At 62.0% G+C, this 4,520-nt stretch carries 3 protein-coding genes and 1 pseudogene; 1 reads left to right on the top strand and 3 read right to left on the bottom strand.

Translation table 11 applies throughout. From position 1 onward, the window contains the following. The 3 genes and pseudogenes from ABUA09_RS17990 to uraA form a co-directional block, all read right to left on the bottom strand. A pseudogene (locus tag ABUA09_RS17990) lies at positions 1 to 558 on the bottom strand (DUF58 domain-containing protein); the annotation flags it as partial. A 5-nt stretch (positions 559 to 563) separates the two neighbouring features. Continuing rightward, positions 564 to 1,493: an AAA family ATPase gene (locus tag ABUA09_RS17985; RefSeq protein ID WP_279202653.1), complete on the bottom strand. Its 930-nt coding sequence runs from the start codon at positions 1,491 to 1,493 to the stop codon at positions 564 to 566. Positions 1,494 to 1,702: 209 nt separating this feature from the next. Next, complete coding sequence (gene uraA, locus ABUA09_RS17980) at positions 1,703 to 2,995, bottom strand: uracil permease (protein ID WP_033118761.1); 1,293 nt, start codon at positions 2,993 to 2,995, stop codon at positions 1,703 to 1,705. Between the two features lie 210 nt (positions 2,996 to 3,205). Between uraA and ABUA09_RS17975 the strand changes: the two genes are divergently transcribed. Next, a complete protein-coding gene (locus ABUA09_RS17975; protein ID WP_195974213.1) occupies positions 3,206 to 4,465 on the top strand; it encodes a diaminopimelate decarboxylase in 1,260 nt (419 codons plus the stop codon). The last annotated feature ends 55 nt before the right edge of the window (positions 4,466 to 4,520 follow it).

The following is a 4,520-nucleotide window of genomic DNA, read 5'->3' as shown; positions in this document are numbered from 1 at the left end:
GCCGGGCCGGGGCACCAGCGCGCCGCTCGGGCTGCTCCCCTCCCCCGGAAGGTCCGGCGGCACAGGCGCCCCCGCCTGAGGCAGGACCAGCAGGGAGGCCGGCGCGGGAGGGCGGAGGGGCACCGTGAACAGTCCCATACAGTCACATACCCTGGCCCACTCCACCCGGCATGTCAGTCGGCCGCAGTGGGAGGCGTCCGCCCGCAGGACAGCGCTTCGCACCTCTTCCGGGCCGGTGAGCGTCACCCGTCGGGTCTCCTTCCCGCCGGTGAGGGCGTTTTCCATCCGCAGGCGGATCGTCACCTGCGCCAGAGGCAGCCGGACCGGCCCATGGGCCGCCAGCCGCCAGCCGGCCTCTCCGCCCCGCTCCACACCGGTGGGCTCGGCCTGCAGCTCCAGGCGGCACCGCAGCATGGCAGGCAGGCTCAGCAGCATCCCCAGCACAGGCAGGGTCAGGGCCAGCGCCAGCAGGAAACAGGCCAGATATCCGATATCGAAAAGGTGGAACAGCAAAGCTGCGGCCAGGAGCAGCGCATAGGCCCTGCGGCGGCGGGCCACGGCGGCTACCGGAGCCTGGGGGGATGGACCATGTGCAGCACCTCTCCCAGGGGGTCCTGCTGCGTTCCATCGCACCCCGGCGTGAGGATCAGGCGGTGGGCCACGGTATCCCGAAAGATGTCGGCCACATCCTCGGGGATCACATAATCCCGGCCCCGCACAAAGGCCGCGGCCCGGCTGACCGCCGCCACCGCCAGGGTGGCCCTGGGGCTGGCCCCCTGAACAATCAGGGGATGGCTGCGAGTGGCCGCCGACAGCCGAACCATATAATCCAGAATCTCGTCGGCGATGTGGACCTGATCTACCTGGGCGCGCATCCGTTCCAGCCCCTCCCGGTCCACCACCTGCCGCACCCCGTCCAGGGGTGCGCCGCCGCGCCGGCGGCGGAGGAGTTCCAGTTCATCCTCCGGACGGGGATACCCGATGGACAGCCGCAGCGTAAAGCGGTCCAGCTGGGAATCGGGCAGAAGCTGGGTACCAGAGGCCCCCGTCGGATTCTGGGTGGCAATGACCAGGAAGGGCTGGGGCACCGGATGGGATATCCCGTCCACCGTGACCTGCCCCTCCTCCATGGCCTCCAGCAGCGCCGACTGGGTGCGGCTGGTGGCCCGGTTGAGCTCATCGGCCAGGAAGAGATTGCATAACACCGCCCCGGGCTGGTACTCCATTCGTCCAGCCGCCTTGTTGTAGAGAGAAAAGCCGGTGATGTCGGAGGGCATCACGTCGGGCGTGAACTGGACGCGGTGATACGCAAGCCCCAGTGCCCTGGAAAAGGCCAGCGCCATGGTGGTCTTGCCCACACCCGGGATGTCCTCCAGTAGGATGTGACCCCGGGCCAAGACGGCCAGCAGCGCCTTCACCAGGATGTCGTCCTTCCCCACCACCGCTTTCTTCACCTCGGCCACCACTTCGGCGGCCAGTCTGATATCACTCATGAAAGCTCCTTTGTCCGTTCTCCGGCGGTACTCCCGCCCTCTTACTTATGATCCCGATTATACCATGGCCCCTCCCGGAGGACAAGCCGCCCCCGACTGGCTGTCATAGAAAAAAAAGAGAGCGCCAAGGCGCTCTCTTTCTCTTGGGGAAGGACTGACGACCGGATGAAAAAACTGGCCGCGGTCCGACCGCATGTTTCAAGCAAGTTTTAGTCGTTCATCAGTCCGGCCTTCTCCAGCAGATAGAACAGAAGGCTGATGATCACGGCGGTGACGGCCGCCAGCGTCATGCCGGTGATGGATACCGCGCCAAAGGTGAGGGTGAGACCGGAGAGGCCCGCCACAAAGACCACAGAGGTGAGGATCAGGTTCCGGTTCTTGCCATAGTCCACCTTCTTGTCCACCAAGATCCGCAGGCCGGAGGTGCCGATCATGCCGTAGAGGAGGAATGTGATACCGCCGATCACGTCACCGGGAATGGTGGCGATGAACGCAGAGAGGGGCCCGATAAAGGCCATGAGGATGGAGATAACGGCGGCTCCGGCGATGACCTGGACCGAATAGACCCCGGTAACGGCCATGACGCCGATGTTCTCGCCGTAGGTGGTGGTGGGCACAGAGCCGAAAAGCCCGGAGAACGCGGTGGACAGGTTGTCCCCCAGCAGTGAGCGGTGGAGGCCCGGCTCCTTCAGCAGGTCCCGGCCCACGATCTTGCTGGTGACCACCTGATGTCCGATGTGCTCGGCGGTGATGACCAGAATGACCGGGCAGATAGTGAGAATGGCGTTGAGGTCAAATTTTGCGATGTGGAAGTCGGGGATGGTGAAGAGGGACACGTTTTGAAGGGGGGAGAAGTCCACCACGCCCGCCGCCACGGCGGTGAGGTAACCGCAGATCATGGCGATGAGCAGGGGGATGACGGAGAGGAAGCCCCGGAAGAGGACGGAGCCAAACACGGCTACCCCCAGGGTGACGGCAAAGACCAGAATGTCCCCCGTCTCCATGGTGGGACTGAGCATCAGCCCGCCCTCCGGATTCACGGCCATGAGGTCCGCGCCGATGGCGCCGCCCTTTACGGTGTTGGCGGCCAGCTCCAGGCCGATGAGGGCCACCACCGGCCCCATGGCCGCGGGCGGCAGGACGATGTCGATCCAGTCGGTGCCGAACTTCCACACCACCAGGGCCAGCAGGCAGCCCAGCAGCCCCGTGACCACAAAGCCGCCCTGGGCGTATTCAAAGCCCAGCTCCGCGATGACGATGCCCGCGGGCGCTAAAAAAGCAAAGCTGGAGCCGAGATAGGCCGGAGCTTTGCCCTTGGTGAGGAAAATGAACAGCAAGGTACCGATGCCGTTCATGAAGAGGACGATGCCGGAGTGGATGCCGAACAGGATGGGGACCAGCACCGACGCGCCGAACATGGCGAAAACATGCTGGATGCTCAGGGGAACAAGCTGTGCCGGAGGGACCTTTTCATCTACCTGAATGATGCGCTTTTTGTCCATGGGATACCTCTCCTCTCAAAATACTTTTCGTGAAAGTATACCACTTTTTTCAGGGCGCGGTCCACTGTTTTTGTTTTATTTTTGGCTTTTTGTCAAATACTACGGAAACGGCTGGAAACTCTGTTTCAATTCCTACTTTGCGGCGATTGACAAAATACGCCGGATTTTTATAAGATAAATTTGATTTTTTCAGAAAGCGGGTGTTTTCCCTTGAAAAAGCCTTTTGTCACCTTGGAGCAGCTCAGGGCCATCACGGCCCGGTATCCCACTCCCTTCCACCTCTACGACGAGAAAGGCATCCGGGAAAACGCACGAAAACTGAAGGCCGCTTTTGCCTGGAATCCAGGTTACCGGGAGTATTTTGCCGTCAAGGCCACCCCCACTCCCGCCATTTTGAAGCTCCTGCGGGAAGAGGGCTGTGGTGCGGACTGCTCCTCCCTCACAGAGCTCATGCTGGCCGACCGCTGCGGCTTTTCGGGGGCGGATATCATGTTCTCCTCCAATGATACGCCCCCGGAGGAGTTTCAGTTGGCCGCCCGCCTGGGGGCCACCATCAACCTGGACGACTTCACCCACATCGATTTCTTGAAAGACACCATCGGAGCCATCCCCGAAACCATCTCCTGCCGCTACAACCCCGGCGGCACCTTCTCCATCGGGGCAAGTGAGGAGGGCTTCCAGGTCATGGACACCCCCGGAGACGCCAAATACGGCTTTACCCGTGCGCAGCTCACCGAGGGCTTCCGCAAGCTGAGGGCTTTGGGCGCCAAGCATTTCGGCCTCCACGCCTTTTTGGCCTCCAACACCCTCTCCAACGCCTATTATCCCACACTGGCGGGTATCCTCTTCCAGACGGCGGTAGAGCTTCGGGAGGAGACATGCTGCGACATTCGGTTCATCAATCTCTCCGGCGGCGTAGGTATCCCCTACCGTCCGGAGCAGCGAGAAAACGACATCGCCGCCATCGGTGAGGGTGTGCGCCGGAAATACGAGGAGATCCTGGTCCCTGCCGGCATGGGTGATGTGGCCATCTTTACCGAGCTGGGCCGATTTATGCTGGGACCCTACGGCTGTCTGGTGACAAAGGCCACTCACTTCAAACACACTTATAAAGAGTACGTGGGGGTCGACGCCTGCGCAGCCAATCTGATGCGTCCCGCCATGTACGGGGCCTACCATCATATCACGGTGGTGGGAAAAGAGGATGCCCCCTGCGACCACAAGTATGACGTCACCGGCTCCCTGTGCGAAAACAACGACAAATTTGCTGTGGACCGGATGCTGCCGGAGATTCAATCCGGTGATCTGCTGGTGATCCACGACACCGGCGCCCATGGCTTCTCTATGGGTTACAACTACAATGGCAAACTCCGCTCTGCGGAGGTGCTACTCCGCGAGGACGGAAGCACCCGGCTGATTCGCCGGGCCGAAACCCCGGAGGACTATTTCTCCACCATGATTTTTGACTGAGCCGGGGTGACGCCCCAGACATGCGCAGACAAAAGGCCCGCCGCAAAATGCATCT

The organism is Intestinimonas sp. RTP31139st1_F5_RTP31139_211217 (assembly GCF_040226735.1).
GTDB classification, from domain to species: Bacteria; Bacillota; Clostridia; order Oscillospirales; family Oscillospiraceae; genus Intestinimonas; species Intestinimonas butyriciproducens.
The sequence above is the reverse complement of the archived record's forward strand: the minus strand, read 5'-3'. Positions and strand labels throughout refer to the sequence as shown.